Origin of the sequence: Actinoplanes sichuanensis (assembly GCF_033097365.1) — a bacterium.
Taxonomy (GTDB): domain Bacteria; phylum Actinomycetota; class Actinomycetes; order Mycobacteriales; family Micromonosporaceae; genus Actinoplanes; species Actinoplanes sichuanensis.
The window spans coordinates 5760318-5783401 of the sequence record NZ_AP028461.1; the positions used below are offsets into that span (position 1 = coordinate 5760318).

18 protein-coding genes are annotated in these 23084 nt (G+C 62.8%); 2 read left to right on the top strand and 16 right to left on the bottom strand.

All coding sequences use genetic code 11. The annotated features are described in order from the left end of the window. Positions 1-17 precede the first annotated feature (17 nt). The 7 genes from Q0Z83_RS26590 to Q0Z83_RS26620 form a co-directional block, all read right to left on the bottom strand. Positions 18-1145: an aminotransferase class I/II-fold pyridoxal phosphate-dependent enzyme gene (locus tag Q0Z83_RS26590; RefSeq protein WP_317796728.1), complete on the bottom strand. Its 1128-nt coding sequence runs from the start codon at positions 1143-1145 to the stop codon at positions 18-20. 39 nt (positions 1146-1184) lie between these two features. After that, entirely contained in the window at positions 1185-2207 is a 1023-nt protein-coding gene (locus Q0Z83_RS26595) for an aldo/keto reductase (RefSeq protein WP_317796729.1), read from the bottom strand. After that, positions 2204-3835: a carbamoyltransferase family protein gene (locus tag Q0Z83_RS26600; protein WP_317796730.1), complete on the bottom strand. Its 1632-nt coding sequence runs from the start codon at positions 3833-3835 to the stop codon at positions 2204-2206. Before Q0Z83_RS26600 ends, Q0Z83_RS26595 begins: the two co-directional genes overlap by 4 nt. A gap of 20 nt (positions 3836-3855) precedes the next feature. Continuing rightward, positions 3856-5010, bottom strand: a complete 1155-nt coding sequence (locus tag Q0Z83_RS26605; RefSeq protein ID WP_317796731.1) for a class I SAM-dependent methyltransferase — start codon at positions 5008-5010, stop codon at positions 3856-3858. Further along, positions 4998-5978: a heme oxygenase-like domain-containing protein gene (locus Q0Z83_RS26610; RefSeq protein WP_317796732.1), complete on the bottom strand. Its 981-nt coding sequence runs from the start codon at positions 5976-5978 to the stop codon at positions 4998-5000. The genes Q0Z83_RS26605 and Q0Z83_RS26610 overlap by 13 nt, the downstream gene beginning before the upstream one ends. A gap of 67 nt (positions 5979-6045) precedes the next feature. Beyond that, on the bottom strand, positions 6046-6858 hold the full coding sequence (locus tag Q0Z83_RS26615) for a phytanoyl-CoA dioxygenase family protein (protein WP_317796733.1): 813 nt from the start codon (positions 6856-6858) through the stop codon (positions 6046-6048). Positions 6859-6995: 137 nt separating this feature from the next. Beyond that, positions 6996-7136: a hypothetical protein gene (locus Q0Z83_RS26620; protein WP_317796734.1), complete on the bottom strand. Its 141-nt coding sequence runs from the start codon at positions 7134-7136 to the stop codon at positions 6996-6998. A 718-nt stretch (positions 7137-7854) separates the two neighbouring features. Between Q0Z83_RS26620 and argS (Q0Z83_RS26625) the strand changes: the two genes are divergently transcribed. Next, on the top strand, positions 7855-9621 hold the full coding sequence (argS, locus tag Q0Z83_RS26625; RefSeq protein ID WP_317796735.1) for an arginine--tRNA ligase: 1767 nt from the start codon (positions 7855-7857) through the stop codon (positions 9619-9621). A 107-nt stretch (positions 9622-9728) separates the two neighbouring features. Here the strand turns inward: argS (Q0Z83_RS26625) and Q0Z83_RS26630 are convergent, their stop codons facing one another. Next, positions 9729-10982, bottom strand: a complete 1254-nt coding sequence (locus tag Q0Z83_RS26630; RefSeq protein ID WP_317796736.1) for an ATP-grasp domain-containing protein — start codon at positions 10980-10982, stop codon at positions 9729-9731. Positions 10983-11516: 534 nt separating this feature from the next. Here Q0Z83_RS26630 and Q0Z83_RS26635 point away from each other — a divergent pair. After that, a complete protein-coding gene (locus Q0Z83_RS26635; RefSeq protein WP_317796737.1) occupies positions 11517-12758 on the top strand; it encodes an MFS transporter in 1242 nt (413 codons plus the stop codon). Positions 12759-12788: 30 nt separating this feature from the next. Here the strand turns inward: Q0Z83_RS26635 and Q0Z83_RS26640 are convergent, their stop codons facing one another. Genes Q0Z83_RS26640 through Q0Z83_RS26675 form a run of 8 tightly spaced genes read right to left on the bottom strand, consistent with a single transcriptional unit; the run spans position 12789 to position 23059 of the window. Next, positions 12789-14012 carry a condensation domain-containing protein gene (locus tag Q0Z83_RS26640; protein WP_317796738.1) on the bottom strand — a complete coding sequence of 408 codons (1224 nt, stop codon included), beginning with the start codon at positions 14010-14012 and terminating at the stop codon, positions 12789-12791. Beyond that, positions 14009-15793, bottom strand: a complete 1785-nt coding sequence (locus Q0Z83_RS26645; protein WP_317796739.1) for a non-ribosomal peptide synthetase — start codon at positions 15791-15793, stop codon at positions 14009-14011. The genes Q0Z83_RS26640 and Q0Z83_RS26645 overlap by 4 nt, the downstream gene beginning before the upstream one ends. A gap of 10 nt (positions 15794-15803) precedes the next feature. Next, positions 15804-17669 (bottom strand): hypothetical protein, encoded by a 1866-nt coding sequence (locus Q0Z83_RS26650; RefSeq protein ID WP_317796740.1) that lies wholly within the window; start codon positions 17667-17669, stop codon positions 15804-15806. After that, positions 17666-18919 (bottom strand): MFS transporter, encoded by a 1254-nt coding sequence (locus Q0Z83_RS26655; RefSeq protein ID WP_317796741.1) that lies wholly within the window; start codon positions 18917-18919, stop codon positions 17666-17668. Before Q0Z83_RS26655 ends, Q0Z83_RS26650 begins: the two co-directional genes overlap by 4 nt. Next, positions 18894-19703: a hypothetical protein gene (locus Q0Z83_RS26660; RefSeq protein WP_317796742.1), complete on the bottom strand. Its 810-nt coding sequence runs from the start codon at positions 19701-19703 to the stop codon at positions 18894-18896. The genes Q0Z83_RS26655 and Q0Z83_RS26660 overlap by 26 nt, the downstream gene beginning before the upstream one ends. Continuing rightward, the gene (locus Q0Z83_RS26665; protein ID WP_317796743.1) at positions 19700-20623 is read right to left on the bottom strand and encodes a methyltransferase domain-containing protein; all 924 of its coding nucleotides are present in this window, start codon (positions 20621-20623) and stop codon (positions 19700-19702) included. Before Q0Z83_RS26665 ends, Q0Z83_RS26660 begins: the two co-directional genes overlap by 4 nt. A 13-nt stretch (positions 20624-20636) precedes the next feature. Further along, positions 20637-22148, bottom strand: coding sequence for an arginine--tRNA ligase domain-containing protein (argS, locus tag Q0Z83_RS26670; protein WP_317796744.1), 1512 nt, complete (start codon positions 22146-22148; stop codon positions 20637-20639). Beyond that, positions 22142-23059 (bottom strand): iron-containing alcohol dehydrogenase, encoded by a 918-nt coding sequence (locus tag Q0Z83_RS26675; protein WP_317796745.1) that lies wholly within the window; start codon positions 23057-23059, stop codon positions 22142-22144. The genes argS (Q0Z83_RS26670) and Q0Z83_RS26675 overlap by 7 nt, the downstream gene beginning before the upstream one ends. Positions 23060-23084 lie beyond the last annotated feature (25 nt).

Sequence of the window (23084 nt, forward strand, 5' to 3'; positions counted from 1 at the left end):
CGGCAGCGTCCACACTGTTATGGACGCCTCGTGGTGAGTCCACTAAAGGCGTCGCCTATCGAGTCCAGCGCTGAAGTTATCAGCTCCGGCGAATGGGCGAAACAAAGTCGAACACGGCGACCGGATTCATCGCCGAACGCCTCGCCGGCGGCCAGGTCCACACCGGCGCCCCCGAGTATCGCCGCGTGCACGTCGCTCGTGGCCGACAACGCTCCCTGTGACCGCAACCAGGCGAGATACGTTCCTTCGGGGGGCGTTCCCGTCAGAAGTGGTATCCGGTCACCGAGTGCCCGGAAGACGAGATCCCGATTGACCACGAGGCGTGCATTCGTCTCTGCCAGCCACTGACCACCGCCATCCCACGCAGCTGCACTGGCAACCGCGCCGACGACAGCGGTGGTACCGGTCAATGAGGACGGCACCGCAGTCAGCCTCTGCATCAAGTCCGCCGACCCGGCGATGCACACCGCCGACTTCATCCCTGCCATGTTGAAGGCCTTGCTAGCTGACAGGACTGTGACCGTGCGCGCGGCGACGTTCTCGCCGGCGGCCAGAGCGAAGGGCACATGAAATGCCGGCGCGTACACCACGTCCGCAAAGATTTCGTCGGAAACCACCGCGGTCTCTGTCGACTCGACCACCTCGGCAACCGTTTGCAGTTCGGTACGGGTGAACACTCGTCCGGTCGGGTTGTGCGGCGTATTGAGAATTACCAGACCGGGTCGATGCTGATCGATGATCGTCGCGAGGGCATCAGCGTCGAGGTGGTATCTGCCCTGCTCTTCCCATAATGACCATCGGATCAAGCGCCGTCCGAGTTCTTCGACCAGGCGAAACATGGGCGGGTAACCTGGCGACAGCACCACGACCGATTCACCTGGCTGGGTCAGCGCCATCACCGCACATGCGGTGGCGTGCAGCACTCCCGAGTACCAGCGGAACTGATCCTCGCCGGCCTGCCAACCGTACCGCTGCGATACCCATCGTCGAATGCTATCGGTGGCGAATCCGAGATCTGCCGCATAGCTGAGATCATTACCGTGCAGATATTCGATGACCGCATCACGAATACATTCCGGCGGGGCGAATCCCATCTCGGCGAGCCAGAGGCCGATTGCGCCGGGGGCCGTCTCGACCGCGGCCAAAGAATGGCGGCGACTCTGATATGTGGGCACGTCTACCCGTCACCAAGGCTCGAAGCGCTGGATGAAGTCGCAGGGGTATCCCCAATCCGGCTTCGATACCTTGTCGAGGCGATCGATCTCTGACCTGGTCAACACCAGCCGCGCCGCAACGATGTTCTCCCTCAGCTGGGCTTCGGTCCTCGCCCCGACGATCACACTCGCTACCCGGTTCTTGGCCAGCAGCCATGCGATCGCCACGGCACCGACCGGGACGTTGTGTTCCGAAGCGACCTGCACCAGTTCGGCAAGGACCGCCCAGTTGCGATCCACGTCGTAGCGTTCGTACTCGTCACGCCACTCGGCGAGCCTGCTCCCGTGGGCCGGCACAGCTCCTCTTTGATACTTGCCGCTCAAGAATCCGCGAGCCAGCGGGCTGTAAGCGAAAATCCCGAGATCGAGGTGTCTGGCAGCCGGAACAACTTCTTGCTCGGCGCCTCTCTCCACGAGAGACCAGGACAGCTGGACCCCGACGGGACCTTCCAAATCCCGCATTTGTGCGCGCAATACCGCTTCCGTCAGACGGTAGCCCATGAAGTTGGATATCCCGAAGTACCGGATCTTGCCCTGCTGCACGATCTTATCCAGGGTTACCAGAGTCTCTTCGATGGGCACCGACCGATCCTGCATATGCAACCAGAGGACATCCAGATATTCGGTCCCCAGCCGGCGCAAGGATTCCTCCACCGATCGGATGACGGCTCGACGGGAGAGACCGTACGTATTCGAAGGCGGCAGGCTCTCCGATTTTCCCACGGCGAAGGGGAAGCGAACCTTCGTACAGATAACTACATCCTCACGGAAGGGCCCGAGTATGCGTCCGAGCAACTCCTCACTTTCGCCGTACACGTTTGCGGTGTCAAAGGTGTCAATGCCGGCTTCCACGGCTGCGGACACGATGCGTGACAGTTCTGACGGATCGCTACCGATCGCCCCGAAGGGGCCGCTCCGATCGAACGTCATCGCTCCTAGGGTGAGCGCACTGACTTGCAGGCCCGAGGCCCCCACTCGGCGTCGCGGGATCATTGCTCATGCTCGCGTTTCACGACGTGGAAGCCGTCGATGCAGAGGACCGGGACCGGAGAGTCAGCGAATGCGCGGACCGCGTCAAGCGGCGTCTCCACGATCGGCTCGCCATGAATATTGAAGGACGTGTTGATCACCATCGGAACACCGGTGAGACGCTTGAACTCACACAGCATCGCGTGGACCACCGCGTTGTCATCGGCAGTGAGCGTCTGCACACGCGCTGTTCCGTCGGCGTGGACCACCGCCGGAGTAACCCGTCGGGTTTGAGACCGCACGGACGGCGTGAACATCATGTACGGGGAGCGTTCACAGGAGAACCACTCGGGCGCCTCCTCCTCGAGCACCATGGGAGCGAGCGGTCGAAACGACTCCCTAGATTTCACCGATGCATTGATGTAATCGCGCGCGTGCGGAAGGCGCGGGTCACCGAACAGACTCCGGTGACCCAAGGCACGAGGGCCGATCTCCGAACCCTCCTGGAACCACATGACGAGGCGACCGTCAGCGATGGCCACCGCGGCGCGGCGAGAGCACTCCATCGGGCCGACCTCTTCCACCACCACCCCATCCGCGATGGTCTCCAACGCGGCAAGGATTTCGTCCCGGGTGTAACCGCGACCCAAGAATGGTGTCTTGAGGCCGGCTGCCGGACCGCCTCGATAGAGGACGTGAGCCCCGAAGTAGGCGGCCCCGAACGAGATCCCATTATCGGCTGCTGCCGGGAACGCCCAGACGGTAGCGAGTCCAGCAGATTCGAGCACCCTCTGATTCGATACGCAGTTGAGCGCGACTCCACCGGCCAGACATAGATGATCTTCACCGGTCAAAGTCTTGGCGAGGCGCGCATAGTAGAGGACGATCTCCTCAAGAACCGATTGGAAGCTAGCGGCTACATCAGCCTGGTCACCGGTCGCGTCGAAGCGGAGGTGCTGACAGCCCGCCCAGATCGCCTCATTGTCGATCAGCACGCGGTCCGTCTCGAAACGGACGTGCTTCATGATATCCGCGGAGTACCGGGGCTGACCGTGACCGGCAAGGCCCATCGCCTTGCCCTCATCCACCACACCGAAGCCGGAGAGAAGAGTGGCAATGCGGTAGAAGATGCCCAGGGAGTTACTGAGGTGCAGGCCGTCCGGGACACCTGCCACCCGATGGACGAGCTCCATCTCGGCGCCTTCGGCACGATAGATCGATACGGTCTCGTAGGATTCACTCGACACACTGTCGCCGTACCCGTCGATGACGAGCACCGCGGCACGAGCGGCCCCGGAGCCGAAATAGGTCGACGCGGCGTGCGCGAGGTGATGGTTGATGTACACCGCCCGGTCATATAGCGGGAACGCGGTGTGCAGCGAGTTTCCGATCCAAAGAGTCACATCCGACTCTCTGATGCCGGCGGCATTCAAACAGTAGTCGATGAGGGGCTTGAGCCTCCTCCCATGGTCGTCACCGGAACCGGCGTCCAGCTTCAGTTTCCTGAACACCCCCTCATCACGACGGTCAAGGCCTCCGAAGTCGATGCCATAACGCTGGCGGGTCAGCCGCTCTTCCTCGATCGCAACGACCGGCCGGGTGCCGTGGAACAGGCAGACGGACCGGTCGTGCACTGAGTCTGAGAAACCCACGATGTACGGATCCGTTGGGATCACGAGCCTGGCACCCCCGCTTCCATGATGAGCGAATACGGCAGCCCGCCGCTGCTCGCGCTATTCGCCCACGAGTAGTCAAGTTCTGGATCACCGATCGAGCTGTCACCAGGAAGGCAACGGCGCACGTCCACAAATCCGGCAGATCGGAGGAGAGCAGCCAGGGTCTCCTCGTCGTAGCCGAAACGATGCCGGTCTCCTACCCATGGGAATTCACCAGCACCTGCATAGTGCAGGAATGAGGCGAGCTGCGAAGGTGCGGCCGGCCTTTCCCACAGTTCTTGGAAGCGGCTGAAGAAGGCGTCCGAACGATGCACATAAGCGGTGGCGAAGGACCGAACATCCGGAACAGCGAGCCGAATGGTTCCGCCGGGCTGCAACACTCGGCGGCATTCCTGAAGCACACTCATGGCTTCCTCGGGGAACTCGAGATGTTCCAGGAGGTGGGCGATATACGCAGCACCGGCCGAACAGTCCTGGAAAGGCAGTCCGTCCCGCACGTCGAGATGCAGGTCGGCGCCGGTCCCGAACAGGTCGATGTTCACCCATCCAGTCATTCGGTGACTTCCGCATCCGAGGTGCAGTCGTAAAGGCTCGGTCGATGAGTCTCTCAGTTCGCCGGCGGCGGCCCGGATACGTTCCGTCAGTTGTTTCGACACCCCGGTGGCGAGGTCTCCGATCAGCAGGTGGAAGAGCTGGAACACCTGCCCGGGTGGGATGTCACTCTCATTATGAATCTCCGCGAGATCAGCCTTGTTCGCGGTACGCAACCGGGTGCGGAGACGGGCCATATCAACGATGAGAGACTCAAGGACGGCGTCCAGTTCTTCCGGCGTCGATTCAGGTACGACCGCCATCTCGTCGGCCGGCAGCAGCACCCCACGAGCAAGCGCGGACTCTAGAATCTGCACCGCCGATTGCTCGCGTCCAGGCCTCCGCGCGAGCCACGAGGCCGCGGTCCGCGGCTGGTTGAAGTGCGTGACGAGGTCGTACAACTCGCCTCGGGAGACGCGGGTAACTGCGCTGCGGCCACCGTCGATCTGCCTGAGGAGGATGAAGCCGGAACCGGTTCCGACGAGAACGGTAGCCGGATTCATCCGATACAGCGGGTCCTCGGCAGGGCGAGTCAGTGATTCATCCGTCAGAGGTTCCACGCAGCCGGTCCGTCGTGGGTACCGTAGAACTCCTTCATTTCCTGGTAACAACCGTGCTGCACCGCGGTGAAGGACTCCACCTTTGCCCGAATTCGCCGCTGCTCCGTCGGGGACAATGTCGCTCGATCCCCGAAGATGTCGTGAGCGATGCTGGCATGGTCGGACTCCTCGTCTTCCAGCTCATGGCCACGGAACGGTTCGAGCGCCGCCCGAGGCAGCAGGTCCAATGCGATTAGCTCGTCCCAGCCCTCCTTGATCGCGGTATCGGTCTTCGGGCTTTCGTTCACGGAAGCACACACCGCGTAGGAGAGCAGGTCCGTCGACGCCAATGCGTAGAGGAAGTTCATGACGTTCTGGGTTCCCGGAAGGGGAAGGGATCGGGCGATCTCGTCCGGTGTCATGCCAGCCGCCAGAAGTCCGACTTCGAGATCACGTCCATGGCGGGCCTCAGAGCTGAACAACTCCGCTAGCGCATCGCGGACGCTTGCGTCGGCAGCGTGCGCGACAGCAGCACCGATGTGGTAAGGGGCGGACGACACAAAGTGGTAGGTCTCCACCAGCGAGCCAAGCAGCATCCGCCGATTGAGCTCCCCGCCGAGCAGGTCGGCCTTCTCGCTCATTCGGGTCCGTAGGGTTCGCCCATAGGCGACAGCGTGCTCCTGGTACAACTGTGCGGGAACCGGTGCAAATCCTGCGTCGGCTACGACACCGCGTTCGTACAGCGCGGTGAGACTGCGCAGTACGGCCTCCGCTGGGGCGCTGACTGCCGTTGCAATGTCTCGTACGGTCCGCTCACCATCGCAGTGAGCAATGATCCTCGCAAGCCGTGATCCGGTGGCGCCGCCGAATCGGTACTCGCACCAGCCCATGTCAATGGGCTCGAGCACACCGCTCTCGTAGCTGACCGGAACGATCGTCACCGGCTTGGCGTCGTACGAGAGCAGCCCTTTGTCCTGCGCTTCGGTCATGGGAGATCCTCTTGTTGTAAGTAGGTGGCTCAGACTCGGGAAGAGAACCTCGCGATGGGCGGCGACGTCACGGCCGCTCGCTGATCAGGGTCGGTGCATCAATGTCCGGATCGAGGATTTCGAGTCCACCAGGGCTGTAGCTGGTAATGGAGACTCTCCTCTGGTCTGTGGATCGGTTGTTCTCCGACGCATGCAAGATCAGGCTGTGGAAGACGAGGCAGTCACCTGGTTCGAGCGGCAGGTACACCGAGTCCGGCTCACAAGACGCCGGATCCACTTGGAGCTCCCAGTTGATCTTCTCGTGGTCGGCCACCTCAAGGTGCGAGCCGGGTACGACCTGAAGACACCCGTTAGCCAACGTGGATGGGTCGATCGCGATCATCGCGCTCACCAGCGACATCGGCCGGAAGGGCCAGTAGACAGCATCCTGGTGCCAGGGCTTTTCCTGTCCGACCAGGGCCGACTTCAACATGAGAGCGTCCCGGTAGAGCTCAATGCGAGGGCCAAGGACTTGATGGAGGACATCGAGTAGGGCCGGATGCTGGATGAGATTCGATTCGAGCACCGGGGAAAGCGCCGCGAAGCCGGTCAGCTTGCGGACGACCGGCGACCCGTCCGGCGCCTTTTGATCCTCCAAGTCGTAGGACGGCGCAAGAGGGTTTCGCTTCCCGATGACCCGGACGTTGGGCAACTCGTTCCAGGTCGCCATCACTCGGTCGACCTCGGCCCCGCACTCCGCAACCTCGGATGCCGAGAGGAGGCCGCGAACGACTGTGAAGCCGTTCTCCTTGAAGTATGCGGCGTGACCACTGGCACGCACGCCAGCGTCGTCACTCCAGGTCAGCGATGCTGGCCCTACTCGGGCGGCGTCTACCGTCACGGTCGGTCTCCTGATTCGCGTCGGATTGCAATCATGAACAGGTTGGCGGCCTGTTGTTGCGTTGCCGCCGATCGGCGGCAACGCAACAACAGGTTCTTTACGGCTGCCAAATTGCTGACACCGTTGAATCCGACGGACTAGAGCCGGGTCAACGGGTCGTAGAAGCAGCGCTTCGGCACGCTGACGATGTCCTCGTTCTCAGCCCAGGACTCGTCGAGGGTCGACGTGTTGGTCTCACGCGTCTCATCGAGACCATCGACTGTCTGATCTTCAGCCATTCTGTTCACCTCCTTCCATGGGGATGCCGACAAAATTTTGGGAATTCTGCGATTTGGCCACGAAGATCTGCACCACCGGCGCCGCGGAATTGAATGAACGCATCCGTCTTTCGCACGGCTGGGTCTCACAATGGAGTAGGCAAAACCAATCGAAGCTACCGGACTCTTCACTCGATCGACGGGATTCAGCCAGCTCAAATGCCGGAAACACAGTAGACACGAATGTTGACGAGATTCACCGGGCAAGCCCGGCTGCATGATCTTGCAGCGACCATACTCATCGCTTCAGATCACTGTCAATGACCACTCGAGCACTCATCCGCACCTCCGAGGGACGATGGCGAGCACCTATGCCATGCCGATAACCAGATTCCGCTGGTCAAGCTGTACATCCCTCGGATCCAATCCAGACCGGACGACACCACGAGGCCTTCAGACCCCTGGCAGCAACCAGGCGCTCGCCTATGTATGCGGTAGATTGCAGGCGATGCAAAAACAGGTGGATGCTGGCGGCGACGGTCTCAAGAGCATCGAGGTGACCGCCGGCGGCACCGACCTGCGCAGACCCCAGACTCCGGCGCTGAGGTAACCGTCCAGAAACGACTCAGCAGCCCGGACTGGCAGTATTGCCACACGACTGCGCCAGATCGATCCGGCAGGCCAGGTCGCGACTCACCCGATTCGACGACAGCTCAGAACAGGAAGTGGCACGCACAACATGAGCACGGTAACCCCACTCGCGGCTTCCCTTGACCAGCGTCTCCGGCGGGCGATGGCCGCCGTCCTACCCACTGGGGCCGCCGACGCCGATCCGATCGTGCGCCCCTCCGACCATGCCGATTTCCAAGCCAATGGCGCCCTGGCCCTCGCCAAACGGCTCGGCACGAATCCGCGTGAGCTCGCGGCGAGGATCGCTACGTCCGTCGCAAATGACGAACTCATCGCGTCGTGCGAAGTGTCGGGACCTGGCTTCCTCAATGTCACACTGACCGATGCCGCGATCCTGAACCAGGTCGCCCTTCGATCCGGCGACGCCCGAGCTGGTTTGCGGCCGGGCAACCCGGGTCGAGTCACGGTCGTCGACTATTCGCAGCCCAATATCGCAAAAGAGATGCACGTCGGGCATCTCCGCAGCACCATCATCGGGGATGCCCTGGTGCGCATCCTGGAATTCGACGGATCCAAGGTTGTCCGGCAGAACCATCTTGGAGATTGGGGTACTCAATTCGGGATGCTGATCCAGTACCTACTCGAACACACCGACGACCAGGCCGCACCGGACCGAGCCGAGTCGGGATCGGAGGCGATCTCCCGGCTGAATGCCCTATACCGAACGGCTCGGTCGAAGTTCGACAGCGACAGCGAGTTCGCCGAACGCGCTCGCGCCCGTGTGGTCGAACTCCAGGCTGGGGACGCAACCACCCTGGCTAGCTGGCAGCGCATCGTTGCGGAGTCGAAGGTCTACTTCAACGAGGTCTACGATCGGCTCGGAGTCCTGCTCGATGACGCCGACGCCGTAGGCGAAAGCTTCTACAACCCAATGCTGCAGGACATCGCCAAAGACCTGGAGACACGTGGTGTAGCGCAGCGCAGCGACGGTGCGCTCTGCGTGTTCTTCGATGGCGTCAACGGGCCGGACGGCAACCCGACACCCCTCATCATCCAGAAGAGTGACGGCGGCTTCGGGTACGCTGCCACAGATCTTGCGGCGATCCGTCACCGGGTCGGCACACTAGGGGCATCACGCCTGCTGTATGTGGTCGACTCACGCCAGGCGCTGCATTTTCGCATGGTCTTCGAGACCGCGCGACGGGCCGGCTATCTACCTGACAGCGTCGAGGCCGTACACGTCTCGTTCGGTTCGGTCCTCGGCCCCGACGGCCGGCCGTTCAAGACTCGGGCGGGCGACACGGTTAGGCTAATCTCTCTACTGGACGAGGCCCTCGACCGCGCCCGGATAACGGTGCAGGAAAAGAATCAGTCCCTTGTCGGCGAGCTACTGGATCAGCGGGCACGAGAGGTCGGCATCGGCGCCGTGAAGTATGCGGACCTTTCGACCGGCCGGGCCCGCGACTATGTCTTCGACATTGACCGCATGGTCTCGTTGAACGGCAACACCGGCGTATATCTGCAGTACGCCCATGCCCGGATTCATTCCATCCTCCGGAAGGCATCCGCAGCAGACCTGGCCGCTTCGATCGACACCACCGGTGCGCTGGAGCCCGCGGAACGTCGCCTGGCGATGCTGCTCGACGAGCTAGCGCCGGCCATCGTTTCAGTGACCGACACTCTGGAACCACACAGATTGTGTGGCTATCTCTACTCACTCGCGCAGGCCTTCACCGACTTCTACGAAGCATGCCCGGTTCTCCGTGCCCCGACGGATGAAGTACGTGCGAATCGAGTGATTCTCTGCCGGCTGACGGGAGATACGTTGAAAATTGGTCTGGCATTGCTCGGCATCGAGGCTCCTGACGAGCTGTGATTCGAGTGCGCTGAGCTTTCCTGGCGGCTGTCGCGCGGTGGCACCTGATCGGAGTAGAAGGGCCACCACGCAACAGCTATGCAACCGCCTTTGCAGACCTGACCGGCTCAGAGCGTCAGTGCACCCGATTGATCGCTCCGGACAAGAAAGTCGATGGACTCGGCTGCTACTCGCGCAAGCCGAACGGCTTCAGCACTAGTCCCGGCCTGTGCCCGCACCGATGCGCCGCGGTCGAAGGAGGATCGTAGCGGCCTGGTGACGTCTCCCGGCATGATCAGCGTCTCAACCTCGGTCACTCCTGCCATGCCTGTCGCGGTCGCAACGCCTTCGATCGCATGCAACGTGCCGCGGAGATCTGGAGCGACGAACCAGATGGCACTGCCACACAGCGGGCCCGTCGCAAGCGACTTGGCCACATCCTCGAGAACTGCCACCCCGAGCGTCTGCTTCGCCACGCAGTCGACCAGATCGACGCCGAGTGCTTCTCGGACGAGGTCTGCGATCCTGTCGCCGCCAAGACGGAGGTGACTCTCAATGATCCGAGGTCCCTCAGCCGTCAGCACGAGTTCGGTATGTGTCGCTCCGAACTGTACTCCCAGAGCATTCAGAACGTCGGTCACATAGGCGACGATTTCATCGTGCATCGCCATGTCGAGGTCGGCCGGGCAGGCATGCCCGACCTCGATCAGGTGCTCCGGATCGGAGAACTTCGCCGTCACGCCGACGACCAGGTGCTCGCCGTTCTCACTCAGGGCCTCGACGCTGACCTGGGGACCGGTCATGAACTTTTCGAGCAGCACGGTTCCCGACGACCGATCGGAGGCTGTTCCCGCGTAGTTGAAACCCGCGGCAAGCTCACTGTCAGACTCGATCCGGGCAACGAAGGAGCTTGCCGTTCCCTGTACCGGCTTAGCGATGAGAGGATATCCATGTTGTTCGGCGAACCGGCGCGCCTCTTCATGGTCGCTGACGACTGCGGCAGGCGTGTCGTCGATGCCGGCATCTTTCAGGCGCGCCCGCATCAATGCTTTATTGTGGATCGCCGCTACGGTGTCAGGATGATGCGTGGGCAGCCCGAGAGCGAGAGCGATGTCCGTAGCTCGATCCTGATCCTGCTCACCGAAAGCACCCACCGCAGTGACCGGGTCGGTGTCATGAATCGAGCGCGCCCACTGCACCCAAGTCTGAGCAGTGGCATCGGCGGGTAGCGCGACAATCCGCGTTTGCCGATCGGGTTCCTGGATCAGCTTGACTCGGCTGTTACGACATATCACCGATGTGCGCGTATCGGGACCGCCGATTTTCCGAATGATTCCGGGAAACTCGGCACCGGGACCGACGACGAGGACATGCGCTGGCACTAATCACTCTTCCCTATTCACCGGCAGGTTCGCCACCCACACAACCCTGCTGCACCCTAGCGCCAAGAAGTGACCGAGGCGCCCCAGCCCTATATGCCGAATTTATACCAGCACCGGATGATGGTCAACATCGATCAGACTTGACCACTCAAGCGCTCGGTCACCTTCGGTGAACCAGGAACAACACGCTGACGTGAACCAATGGTGAAGTGCGTATCACCTCATCATTCCGCGAGGATGAGGCCGGCCGGCACTCACATCGGAGTAGCGACGACTACGCTACTTTCCGCTATCACGCCGGCACACACGATTACATTGCCCGACGTCATCGGGGTGAAACTGCGCCCCCGGCCTCCCGGAAGTGAGCCCTGGATCAAGCTGATCGATCTACGTAGTACGATCAACGGGCGTAGTGACCGGCTGCCCACCCCACCCTCCAGACTGTCATGAACGCGAATTGATGAATTCACACGCCTGTTGCAGTAGCGATGCCATGCAGCCGCCTGAGACCACCTAAAGGCATCGGAGACATCCATGAGCTTGATACTAAATAGTGTTCTTCCGAAAAGTCGTCAGATCCGAACGCTGGCGTTGGCCGCTGCGGTGGACTCGGCAGGATCCGGCCTCTTCCTGGCTGGCGGCGTAATCTATTTTGTGAGCATCGTCGGAATCGACTCGACGATTATCGGAGCTACCATTTCAGTAGCCAACTTTCTCGGTCTCCTGAGTCCCGTCCTGGTAGGGATCATGGTCGACCGCATCGGCGTCATGACGGTGTATCGCATACTGCTCTTGATCCGATCTGTCGGCTATGCCGCATATCCGTTTGCAACAGACGTCGCAGCATATGTGACCATCACATGCATTATCACGATTCTCGACCGAGCCTGCGCACCACAACTGCAGGTCATCGTCGGCGAGATGGAGACCGATGAAGAACGACCACGGACCATGGCGTCGATTCGCACCATGCGCAACGCGGGGATGGCCGTGGGGCTGCTCGCGGGCGGATCGATCATCGCATTTCAAACTCCCATTGCATTCATCGCGCTCTTCGCGGCCAACAGCCTTTCACTTCTCTTCCTGGCGAGGGCGCTGCGGCTGACGGAGAGCCGTCTACATTCACAATCTGAACCGGCGTCAGAGGAATCGGCCAGGGAAAGCGGGCCGGAGCCTGATGCGCAGAAATTCTCGCTCTACCGAGACAGACGGTTTCTCATCGTCTGCGCGGCCAACATCATGCTATCACTACACGACTCCATCCTCTTCGTACTGCTGCCCATCTGGGTGGTAAAGAGCGCGGGACTTCCGGCTAGCACCGCTTCAGTGCTGCTTGCCGTCAACACTGCCCTCACCGTTCTTCTGCAAATCTATCTCGCCCGGTTCAGTCAAGGTCTCAGCGCATCGCTGCGGCTGATTCGATGGGCCGCGGCACTGCTGGCATTCTCCTGCGTTCTGTTCCTAGCCGCCGAGCGCGTGTCCACTGCGGCGGCGATCGCCGTAGCATTTTTTGCCGTAGCCACCCTGTCCATTGGGGAGAACCTACATTCCATCGCTGGATGGGAACTCTCGTATGAATTGTCACCGGCGGGTTCGAAGAGCCAGTACCTGGGCCTGTTCAGCGCCACCCTGACGGCACAGATGATTATCGGGCCGATCGTCATGGCAGCGCTGATCCATCAGTTGGGCGCGGCAGGGTGGCTGTCGTTGGCCGGGTTGTTCCTTGTGGCCGGTTGGATGACTACCGCAGCCGGGCGCCGGCCCGGAAGTCGCTGATCAATGTGTCGAGCATGCTGTCGAGGTACATCATGGCGTGCCACGCCCGCCGTCGGAGAGCTCCGCCACGAGTTGGAGATAGCGTTCTGCCACCGCTCTGGCCGTGGTCTCCGGCACGCGGGCTGGATCGTGCTCCACAACCAGCCACGTCTGGCCGGTCCGATCGTCAGAGGGCTGGGAGAGCAGGAGGGCGAGGGGAAATTTGGCACGTGGCAGCGGCAACGGCAACCATTCGGCCTGGCAGCCGGGAATCGGCAGGTCGACCTGCAGGTCCACAGCGAAGGACACGGCCGGCGCCGGCAGTCCCAGTGCAGCCAAGTGCGCCTGAACGTCGGGAGTGAGCGAGACGCCTTCGATACTGTCGAGAATTGCGTCACACAACTGGCCGACTGCTGGGTCGCCATCGCCGGACGGTGACAGGTCCGCCACGAGCAGGCGAGTCCGGACGAAATAGCCGACCGATCGGGCATCCGACGATCGACGCCCCGACTCCGGAAAGACCATGAGATAGCGGGACGCTCCGCTGATCTCCCGGATTGCGCGCTGGAATGCCGCCACATGGAGCGTAAATGGTGTCACGCCGAGGCTGGCGGCTACGGCGGGCAAGCTCCATCGGCGGCACGGCACAGCGAACGATCCGCCGCTGCCGAAGGAGGTGTGCCCGGGAAAGGGATCGGCGAACGATCCCGGGTCGGCCCCGATCTCCGGCATGGCCGCCTCGGCCGAGGGCCGCGGAGCGAGAGAGCTCGACGACGACAGCGTGTCGAGGCCCGTGTAGGAAGCAACGACCTCTGCGGCGAGCACCCGCATCGACCAGCCGTCGGTAACCAGATGGTGCAGCAGAAGGGCCAAAGCGTGGATCTCCGGGCCGAGCCGGAGTACCCGGGCCCGGCAGACGACTCCAGCCTCGAGGTCGAGCCCGTCCGCCCACCATCGCCGCACATAGTCGCTCAAGCGCTCTTGAGCGTCGGCACCGGGTGGAAGCGGGTACTCGACGAGAGGAACAGGCCCTGGTAACTGGGCCTCGGCTCCAGCCTCCAACACCGGCCACACGCCGGACAGCCGGACCGACGCGCCGAGGATGGGATGGGATGCCAGCACGTTCGCGACGGATTCGCATAGACGGTGAGCGTCCAGTTCTCCCCGAATGAGGAAGGTCGTCGGCTCGCTGTAAAGAGAAGGAACGTCGGAACTCTGCTCGTGGATCCAGAGACTGAACTCTTCCGGAGTCAACCGACGGGACATCACGCTCATCGGGATGCCGGTGTGTCTAGGAGGCCCGGTTCACTGTTGTCGAGCCATTCAGCGATGCCTGCGGCACTTCGATACCGTACGATCACCCGCAGTGGCACCTTGCGCCCAAATTGTTCCTGCAAGCGGTCCGCTACCATGGGTACCAGCAGGGAGTGTCCGCCACTCATGAAGAAGTCATCGGTAGACCCCAATCGGCCCTCACCCAATTCGTGCTCGGAAAGCACCACAGCAAGCACGCTGAGCACCCTTTCCAGGGTTCCCTGCCTGACGGTGCCCGGCTCGCCGACGACACCCTGCCGACTCCCCAGCGCCTGCCAATCGGTCTTGCCGTTGACGGTCAGAGGAATAGCCGGCACCACGGTGATCACCGAGGGGATCATGGCGGCCAGGAGATAGTCGGCGAGGTGTTTGCGCAACCGGATCACCAGGCCGGCATCGGCTGTACCGTCGACCGCCACGATGAAACTGTGCAGCACGAGGCCGCCCTCGGGGCCCGGCATCGCCCGCGTCCGGCACATCACGACATCACTGCTGAGTTCGGCGGCGGCGTCGACCTCGCCGAGTTCCACTCGATGCCCACGCACCTTGACTTGGTCACCGATGCGACCTCTGATCATGATTCGACCGTCCGAGGCCAAGTCGGCAAGGTCGCCGGTGTGGTAGGCACGGACCGGCTCGGCACGGTCCGTGGAAGCGATGAGGCGGAAGGCGTCAATCCGTTCCCCGGCTCCCGGCAGGTAGCCCAGTGCTACTCCGTCACCGATGGCAACCAGTTCTCCGACACGCCCTGGTTCATTGTGCAGACAACCGTCCCCGTCGGCGATAGCGACCGTGAACCCGGGAAGCGGGAGTCCCACATCGATCCGTCCACCTTCGGACACAACGCCCATGGAGACCGCGACGGTGGCCTCGCTGGGGCCGTACGCGTTGATGATCTTGCGGCCGGGGGCAGACCATCGGGCGACGGCGGCCGGAGTCAACTGCTCGGCCCCGGAAACGAGGATTCTCAACGCCGGCACCCTGCTGGGGTTGATGGCCCCGTGTGCGGTCGGTGACAACACGACCGCGGTGATCCCGTGTTCCCGAATGGTGTTCTCCAGCGGTTCGCCGACAATCAGCGACTCGGGCGGGCCAAGCCAGAGCGACGCTCCCGTAGTGAGAGCCATCAGGATTTCAAAGACAAAGGCATCGAATCCGGTGCTGGAGAACTGAAGGAGGCGGTCATCCGGACCGATGTCGAGGTGTTGTTGGATACCGGCCGAGAGGTTCTCAAGTCCCGCCTGCGGCACACGAACCCCCTTCGGCACACCGGTGGATCCCGAGGTGAACACCAGGTAGGCGACGTCGTCAGCAGGCGCCTCTCGAACCAGGCCACTGATCGGTGATGTCGACAGTTCCAGGCTCGTGGTGGTCTCGAAGCCCGCGAGCACTCCGGCGGTCGTGTCGTCGACCAACACCAGACTCGGTGCGGCCTGCTCCACAATCGATTGGACGCGTCGCCTCGGATTCGCGGGATCGATGGTCAACCAGGCTGCGCCGCAGGCACTGGCCGCCAGAACCGCGGTGATCAATTCCATGCCGCGTCCCATGAAAATGGCAACGACGTCACCAGGCCCGACGCCTCGCTCGGCCAGCCCTCCGGCCTGCCGCGTGACGGCGGCATCCAATTCAGCGTAGGTCGACACGCCGGTTGGCGTCACCACAGCGGCCCGGTCGGTGTGTCTGTCGGCAACATGAGCGAACAGCCCATACATGGTGGGCGCCGTTCTGAGGGCGATCATCAGCGGACTCCTATCGTGTCGCGTAGCGGGAATTGAGAATCGACGGGGAAACAGTCACCCAGAGGTATCTGCTGTATGTACTGATCCGGCCATCTGCTGCAACGAAAAGACGCAACCCATGCCGATCGGCGACATCGAAATCAGCCGGCACGTGCCCACCGACCTCGGCGGTCCAGATTTCGCCCGGAGCGAGCGTCACCTGACGCGTCTGCGCCCACTCCGTGCCGTAGAGCTCCTCGTACAGCAATGCGTATCCGAGATGAGCCACAACGGTCCGATGGGACCGATTGGTCAGTACCGCCTGCTGCACCAGATCTGCGGTTCGCGCGGTGTGCTGGGGACCGACCAGACGACAGGTGACAGTTGCCTCCGAGTCTTCGTCGGTCACCTCACCGCAGACCGGGCAGGAGAGCATCAAACGCTGGATGCCGGAGTCCAGGACGTGCCGCCACTTGATCAGCACGGCCTGCCCGTAGCACTCAGGGCAACGCGCAGGTTGCTCCTCGATGCGCTCACAGTCATCCGAGTAGCTGTCCACGAAATGGAAACGGCTGCTCGCCGTCAATGCGGTGAGCCGCGCCGCCACTGCGCGGTCAGCGTCGCAAAGTGACTTCTCGGCGCGTTCGATGCACGCGGAGGCCGCCTTGGAGACAAGTGTTTCAGCAAGCTCCTGATATGCCGCAGACAGCGCAGCCCGCGCCTCGGTTGGATCACATGACGGTTCAGCGAGACCGTACGCCCAGAGCCGGGCCACAGCCTGGGTCCGGTCCGTCAAGCACCGGAACCTCTCAAGTGGCGATTCGCCTGGTCCCGCGACCTTGACCTGCACGGGACCACCCTGTGAAAGTGCCAGCGTCCGGCCGTCCAGCAGCCGTACCACATCGGCTTGGCCATCCACCTCGAGAAGCTGACCCGCTCCCAACGGCGCCAGCCAAGCCGCATTGTCTGCGATCGAAACGGAAGTCCGCGGATCAGCTGTGCCGAGGCGCGCCACGGGAAACGGCCGTAGGGCGGCATCGCCGAGCAGGACCAGACGCCCGATCGCCCGGACATTGGCGCCGATCTCATCGTTGACTGCTGCGACCGCACCACCGAGCGACATTCCGTCTCGGAGAAGCGCGGTGAACAACGGTCCCGCCGCGCGGTAGCCGCCGCGAATCCATGGACTCGCGACAACGGCGTAGGTCTCACCTTCCAGGATGCTCAGGGCGAGTGTCGTGTCGCTGGTGAACTGGCTGGACCCAACCTTCTGGACCATGCAGCTGTCCAGCATCACGATGCCTGCGCCCATTGCGGCCGCTGGCATCATCTGCTCCGGGTCGTAGTGGAGGCGGTAGCAGCCTTCGCCTTGGACGCATGAGGTCAGACCGAGCATCCGCCGGCCGTCCGGTTGTACGACGGGCGGTGCTTCGGACCGACCGCATATCACCCCGTCGGACAGATGTATCAGGCACTCGCGGCCGTGTGCCCGAAGGACGAGGGTCGCCGCCGGCGCCAGAGATGATCGCAGTTCCGCACGGCTGACCGAATCGGCCATCGCCTCGACATGGACCGAAGCCGTCCTGCGCTGTTCGTGTGCGCGGAGTGTCCGGGAAACCAGGGCTGTCAACCGGTCGGTGTCGCGAGCGGTCAGCAGCCCGAACCGATCCCGGCCGGATGCCGCAGCCAACCAGTGGTCGTTCACTGTTGCGGCGGTAGCGACGAATGTGGTGGTGCTGGCGTTGATCCGCAGCGCCGCCTCGATATCGGGGACGATGAGGTGCTCACGACCGGTTGATCTCGCCAGGTCGGCCGCGAGACCGGCGGTGAAGGCGCCGGGAAGAGAGACCACCACTCCGCTGTCCCAGCCATGGACACCACTGTCCTGTCTGCTCATACCGAACTCTCCAGCGGTTGATCAGTGGCTCGCCGGCCAAGCGTGCGCACCTCACGCAGGGACATCGTCAGCGCAGCGACCACGCCCAGTGCCACTGCTGCGCCCATGAAGGTGGCGCCGGCCCCGACTGCCTGTGCCGCCGGTCCCACCAGGCCGATGCTGAGTGGCCGGGACACGGTGTAGCCCAGGAGGTCCCAGGACAGCACTCGCGACAGGACGGCGTCTGGAACGTGTGTCTGCATAGTGCTCTGCCACAGGATGTCGGTGAACATGATCGCCGCGCCGGCGAGGATCTCCACGGCGATCAGGACGACGACATGCGACCGAACACTGAAGGCAATCAGCAGCGGACAGATGAACACGGCACAGATCAGCATCGCCACCATCGGACGACGCGGCTCATATCGAGCAGCGAGCATGCCGCCCAGGACGCCTCCTATAGCGAAGGCGGTGAGTAGCAGGCCCCAGATCGAAGCTCCCCCCAGATGCTGATCCGCCATCAACGGACCGAGCACGTACAGCGGTCCCGTGATGCAGAGCTGACTGATGACGAAGTAGCTGATTCCGGCGGACAGCCAGCGACGCCGAAGTACTTCGCGCCAGCCCGAGTACATATCCTGCAATGCGGACCGGGCCGGCCGGTCCATCACCGCAAGAGAGTCGGCTCTCGGCAGGAAGTGTCCACACGAGGCGATGATCGCGGCACTTCCCAGGAAGGTCAGCGCATCGAGACCAAGGGCCCAGGCCGGTCCCACTGCGGCGGTGAGCGAGCCGGCGAGTGCGGGACCGACCACGCTGGCGATACCCGCGACGGTGGTGATCGCAGCATTGGTCTGCTGCAACTGATCCGCTGACACGAGACGTGCCACGAACCCACCGTAGGTGGGGAGGAAAAAGCCAGAGGCGAGTCCGTGCACCAACTGCAGGCCGACGATGGCCGGCACGCCGGTCGAATCGCCGAGAAGCAGCAATGCCAGCGCGCCCTGCGCGGCGAATCTAACAAGATCGGAACAGATGAGGATCCGCCGCCGATCGAATCGGTCTGCCATTACGCCGCCGGCCAGCAGGGAAATCGTCAGGCCGACCACGCGAGCCGCCAACGCCATGGACAGCAGGGTGGTGGAATCCGTCAGCATGACAACGGCGAATGCCAACGCCACGCTGTTACATCCATCGCCGATCACCGAAAGAGCCTGTGCCGTCGACAGCCTTCTGATCGTCGGATCACGAAGGGCGATGTGAATCTTCATCGGTTCCTTCACTTTCGATAATCTCGTCGTGAGCCCGCACGGCAGCGATGCAATACTGAGGCTGGAATCCGTCGAGAAAAGGCGGCTCGACAGGGGGGCGCAGCGATTCTTCCCAACGCCGGACTCCTCGCGAATCCACCGCGATGACACCATCTCGGATGGAGACTTCCCGGGTGGCACTCAATGCAGCTAGCGCGTGCGTCACGTTCGCCACCACGTATCTGCCTCGCAGTGACGATCCAGTCGGTAGACGCCACTGCTTCCACCAGCTCTCAGCGGCCAGGAACTCTGACAAGCTGATCGATCCTCCGAGCGGCAGCTTCGAGCTGAGCTGCTGCCGCACGATCGCCTGAGAACATAGACCAGCCTCGTCGGCATGTCTCTCAAACCCGGACACCGGGAATCCCGAGGCGACCATACTTATCCAGTACCGCCACGGCGTGTCGAGCGGCGCCGGTTCGATGCCGCTGGGCCGGCCTCTCTGGAACGCGGCTCCGGTACGAGCAGACACCACATCGGATGCGAAGGCCACCTCGCCTGGCCACTCGAGATCGGGCCGCCGGCCCAGCCTGTAGTGCAGCCGACCGTATTCAGCGCTGAAGTCGAGACGCATCCGCACCGCCTCATCCGGTGGCGTGGCAACCTTCAACACGGCGATCACATCGACATCGGCGTCCGGGTCGGCTCTGTCCACAGCGCTACCGGTGAGGCAGGCGAAGTCCAGGTACGCCCCGAAAGCGCCATCCGTGAGGGCAGCAACGACGTCCACCAGCTCAGAGTTCATTCGGCAGCGGACGGTAGGTGATCCGCGGGTCCCTTTCCGGCGCGGAAGTGAACCACATGCACGCCGCTGGGAATGAACACCCTGCCATCGGCGCCGGTGTGCCGGGCGGCGAACTCGTCGATCTCGGCGACCACCTCCGGGTCGTTGATCAAGTCAGGGAACGAGTTGAGGTGCCCGATCAGGAACCAGTCCCGCGCGGCGGCAGCATCGGCTGCCACGGCGACACCGGAGAGACGGCTCGTAGTGAGGCTTCCACGGCCTTTCCGCTCTGCGCCCTGGAGGCCTTCCTCCAGAAGTCGCCAGGTGTAGTCCCGGCCGGTTCCCGGGAACGGTGCCACCCGCTCCCAGAGGCTGGTGACCAGTTGCTGCTCAGCGGACGATGCGTCGAAGAACATCATGACGAGATTGCCGTTCTCGCCGAGCAAACGAGTCAGCCCGTCCACGATCCGCTCGGCCCTCTGTACGCCTGCGTCACGCTCGCCGACAACGAAGACCCCATCCGCGCCGGTCTCCTCGAAACATTCCAGCAGCGGATAGCTCATCGACCAGAACGAACCGACCACGTCGTAGGTTCCGGCGTGCCCGCTGCCCAGAAGGGCGGCGACGACGCTCTCGGTGTCGCCTACGGTCGCCTTCGCTCCGGGGAAGGTCGCGGCGAACTGCCTCACCATTCCTTCGCTCTTGTCGGTGCCGTGCAAGTCACTGGCGTAGGGTGCAAGCACCTCGGTGACGCGGCCTGGGCCACAACCGAGGTCAAGGATACGAAGGCCGGCGGCGCCGGGCACGTGCGGACCGTAGACATCCCGCATGATCCCGGCGACGATGTCGACGTCTTCAACCCCACCATAGAAATGCGGTGGCAGCATGGTCTCGTAGGTTTCGGCACTACGGTAGCCGATGTTGAACGATTCCAAAGACACAATTCCTCCTCAATTACGCCGCTCGCGTGATGCGCGATGCGGAACTTTCAGAGCCGTTACCGGAGATTCCAATCAGGACCGAGAACCGGTCGTATGTATCGAGGTACCAATCACGCGCCCACGGCATGACGACGTCAGCGGCTGCGGCCCGCGAGTAGGCCTCCGAGAGTTCGAGCAGGTAACGGGCGAGTGGATGGGGGCTGCGTTTATGCAAGGCGGTGTGCGTCGCACCAATTCCGCGAGCGAGTGAGATCGCCAGCACCCGGGCACGGGGGTCGCTCATGGCTGCCGCGGTACGGCGCACGCCCACACCGTCTCGCGCCACCTGATGCGCACGCCTGACCCGTTGGTACGGCCAGCCGGCGAGTTTCGCCACGTCAATTGCCCGGTCCGGTCGGCGCAACGCCATCTCGAATGAAATTTCCTGGAGCCGATCGCCTTCCTCACCAAGGATTTCGGCAACTGTGATCAGTCGGTTCTGGCGGGACGAGAATCGCTTTCCGGCTGACGTGATCGCGCCGAAGGAAACGTGTTCCGAGACGACACCTCGACGGGCGAGCAGGTCGCGCAGCGTGCGTTGCAACAGGGCCTGATCGTCGCCGATCACGTGGTACATGTGCGTGATACGCGCATCCCGTCGCTGACAGTTCGCCAGGTCGCGCAAGAAGTAGAGTGACGATCCGTTCGACCGGCCGACAGGTACGAGCCCACCGTCGCGGCGCAGGCACCAGGTGCCATTGACCGACACCGCGTCCTCGGCCGCAAGGATCTCGAACAGCAGGGTGTCCAGTGGGTCAGGAAGGTCGCTCTCCCGCTCGAAGACGTCCACACCGGCCCCCACGGCCGCCATGTCGTCGACCACGAGCTGCACCATGTCGGACACGAAGCCGGCCGATGGCCCTTTCGCCATTGAAAGACGGCGCTGCAGGTCAGACCGGTCGCGTACTTGTTGCGGAACCGCTGAAGCGATCCAGGAGTGCGCCTCGGTAAGCCGGTCGATGTCCTTTCCACGCTCGCCGAGGATCATGTTGACCAGGGAGTACAGAACTCCAGCGACGACATCGAACCGGAGATGGCTGGGCACGACGGAAAGGTTGGTCCGAGCCAGGATCCAGTCGAGCAGCACGACCTGCCGACCGAGATCGTTCACGAAGTAGTGGACCGTCACGTCAGCGCCAGATGACCGGAGCAGACGCGCAAGCGTTCCGCCGATCAAGGTGCTCCGCAGAGCGCCGAGATGCATCGGATGCACCGGGTTGATACTGGTGTGTTCCACCAATGCCCGTTGTCCGCTGCGGTGCGCAGCCCAATCGGCCCAGTAGCCCCGAGGGCCATGCCGCACGCTATGTCCGGCCAGTGCGCTCCACTGAATACGAGTTCGAGTCCGGCGCCCACGGAGGTCGCGGTAGCTCAGCCAACCATCGGTCTCCCACCACACCGGTTCGCTGATGCTGGCACGGCCGTCAAGAAGGACCTGCAAAATCGGGTTGAGCGAGGCCGACAGGTCGCGGTAGCGCCTCACCATCCCGTCTCCCAGGCCCGAATCGCCTCGGTGCGGATTTCGTCTAGTACCCGGTCATCCCGCAGCACAGTGTTGTCGTAGCCATGCTCACGGCAGTATTCGGGCATGCTGTTCACCATGTCGACAAAGGCCGCCGAGGTCAGTAGACACCTGGCAGGCCGTACCGCACCGCAGGCGCGCAACGCGTCGGAGACCGTCGCGACCTGGCTCGCTGGCCACTGCTGAACAGCCGCACACACCGGCATCAGGGCAAGAATCAGCTCACCATGCCAGAGCGATTTGTTGATCTTGGTTTCCAGCAGATATGCGAGGTAGTGCTCTGTTCCCTCCTCCAGCCAGGCCGCGTCCACAGCGAGACCGAGTTCCACTTTCCGTACCAGCAAATCGGCTAGCGCCACGAGATCGTCAGTGGCTTCACCAGCCCATTTCAGGGTGTCCCCGACCAGAACGGCCGCCGCCTCCTCGACGTACGGATCAACACCTGTGATCGTGCGACGGTCGCTCAGCGCGGAGACGACGCTAATCAAATCGCCCAAACCCCACCGGTGCCAAGCTAACGGAGCCTGGGCCAGCACCTTCGAGTCGATGACGACGGCCTCGGGGAGACCGGTCTCGCGGTACTCGACAAATCCGCGGTCACGAAAAGCGGCAACGGAGCTGAAAGCAGCGTCAGTGGCAAGGACCGTAGGGATGGTGATCAACGGAAGGCCGCTATCTGCCGCCAATATTTTCGCCCGGTCCATGGTTCGGCCCGCCCCGACGGCTACGATACGGCTGGCTCCGTGCACCGCCAGACCGTCGGCATCGAGGAGCCGCACGTCTTTAGGGAATCGTGAGCTGACCGTTTGCCATGCTCGAGGTGATGTGACGATTACGTCGCTGCGTTCGAGGCCGATATGGTCGAGGTCGTCCAATACGACGATTCTATTGGTAGGCATG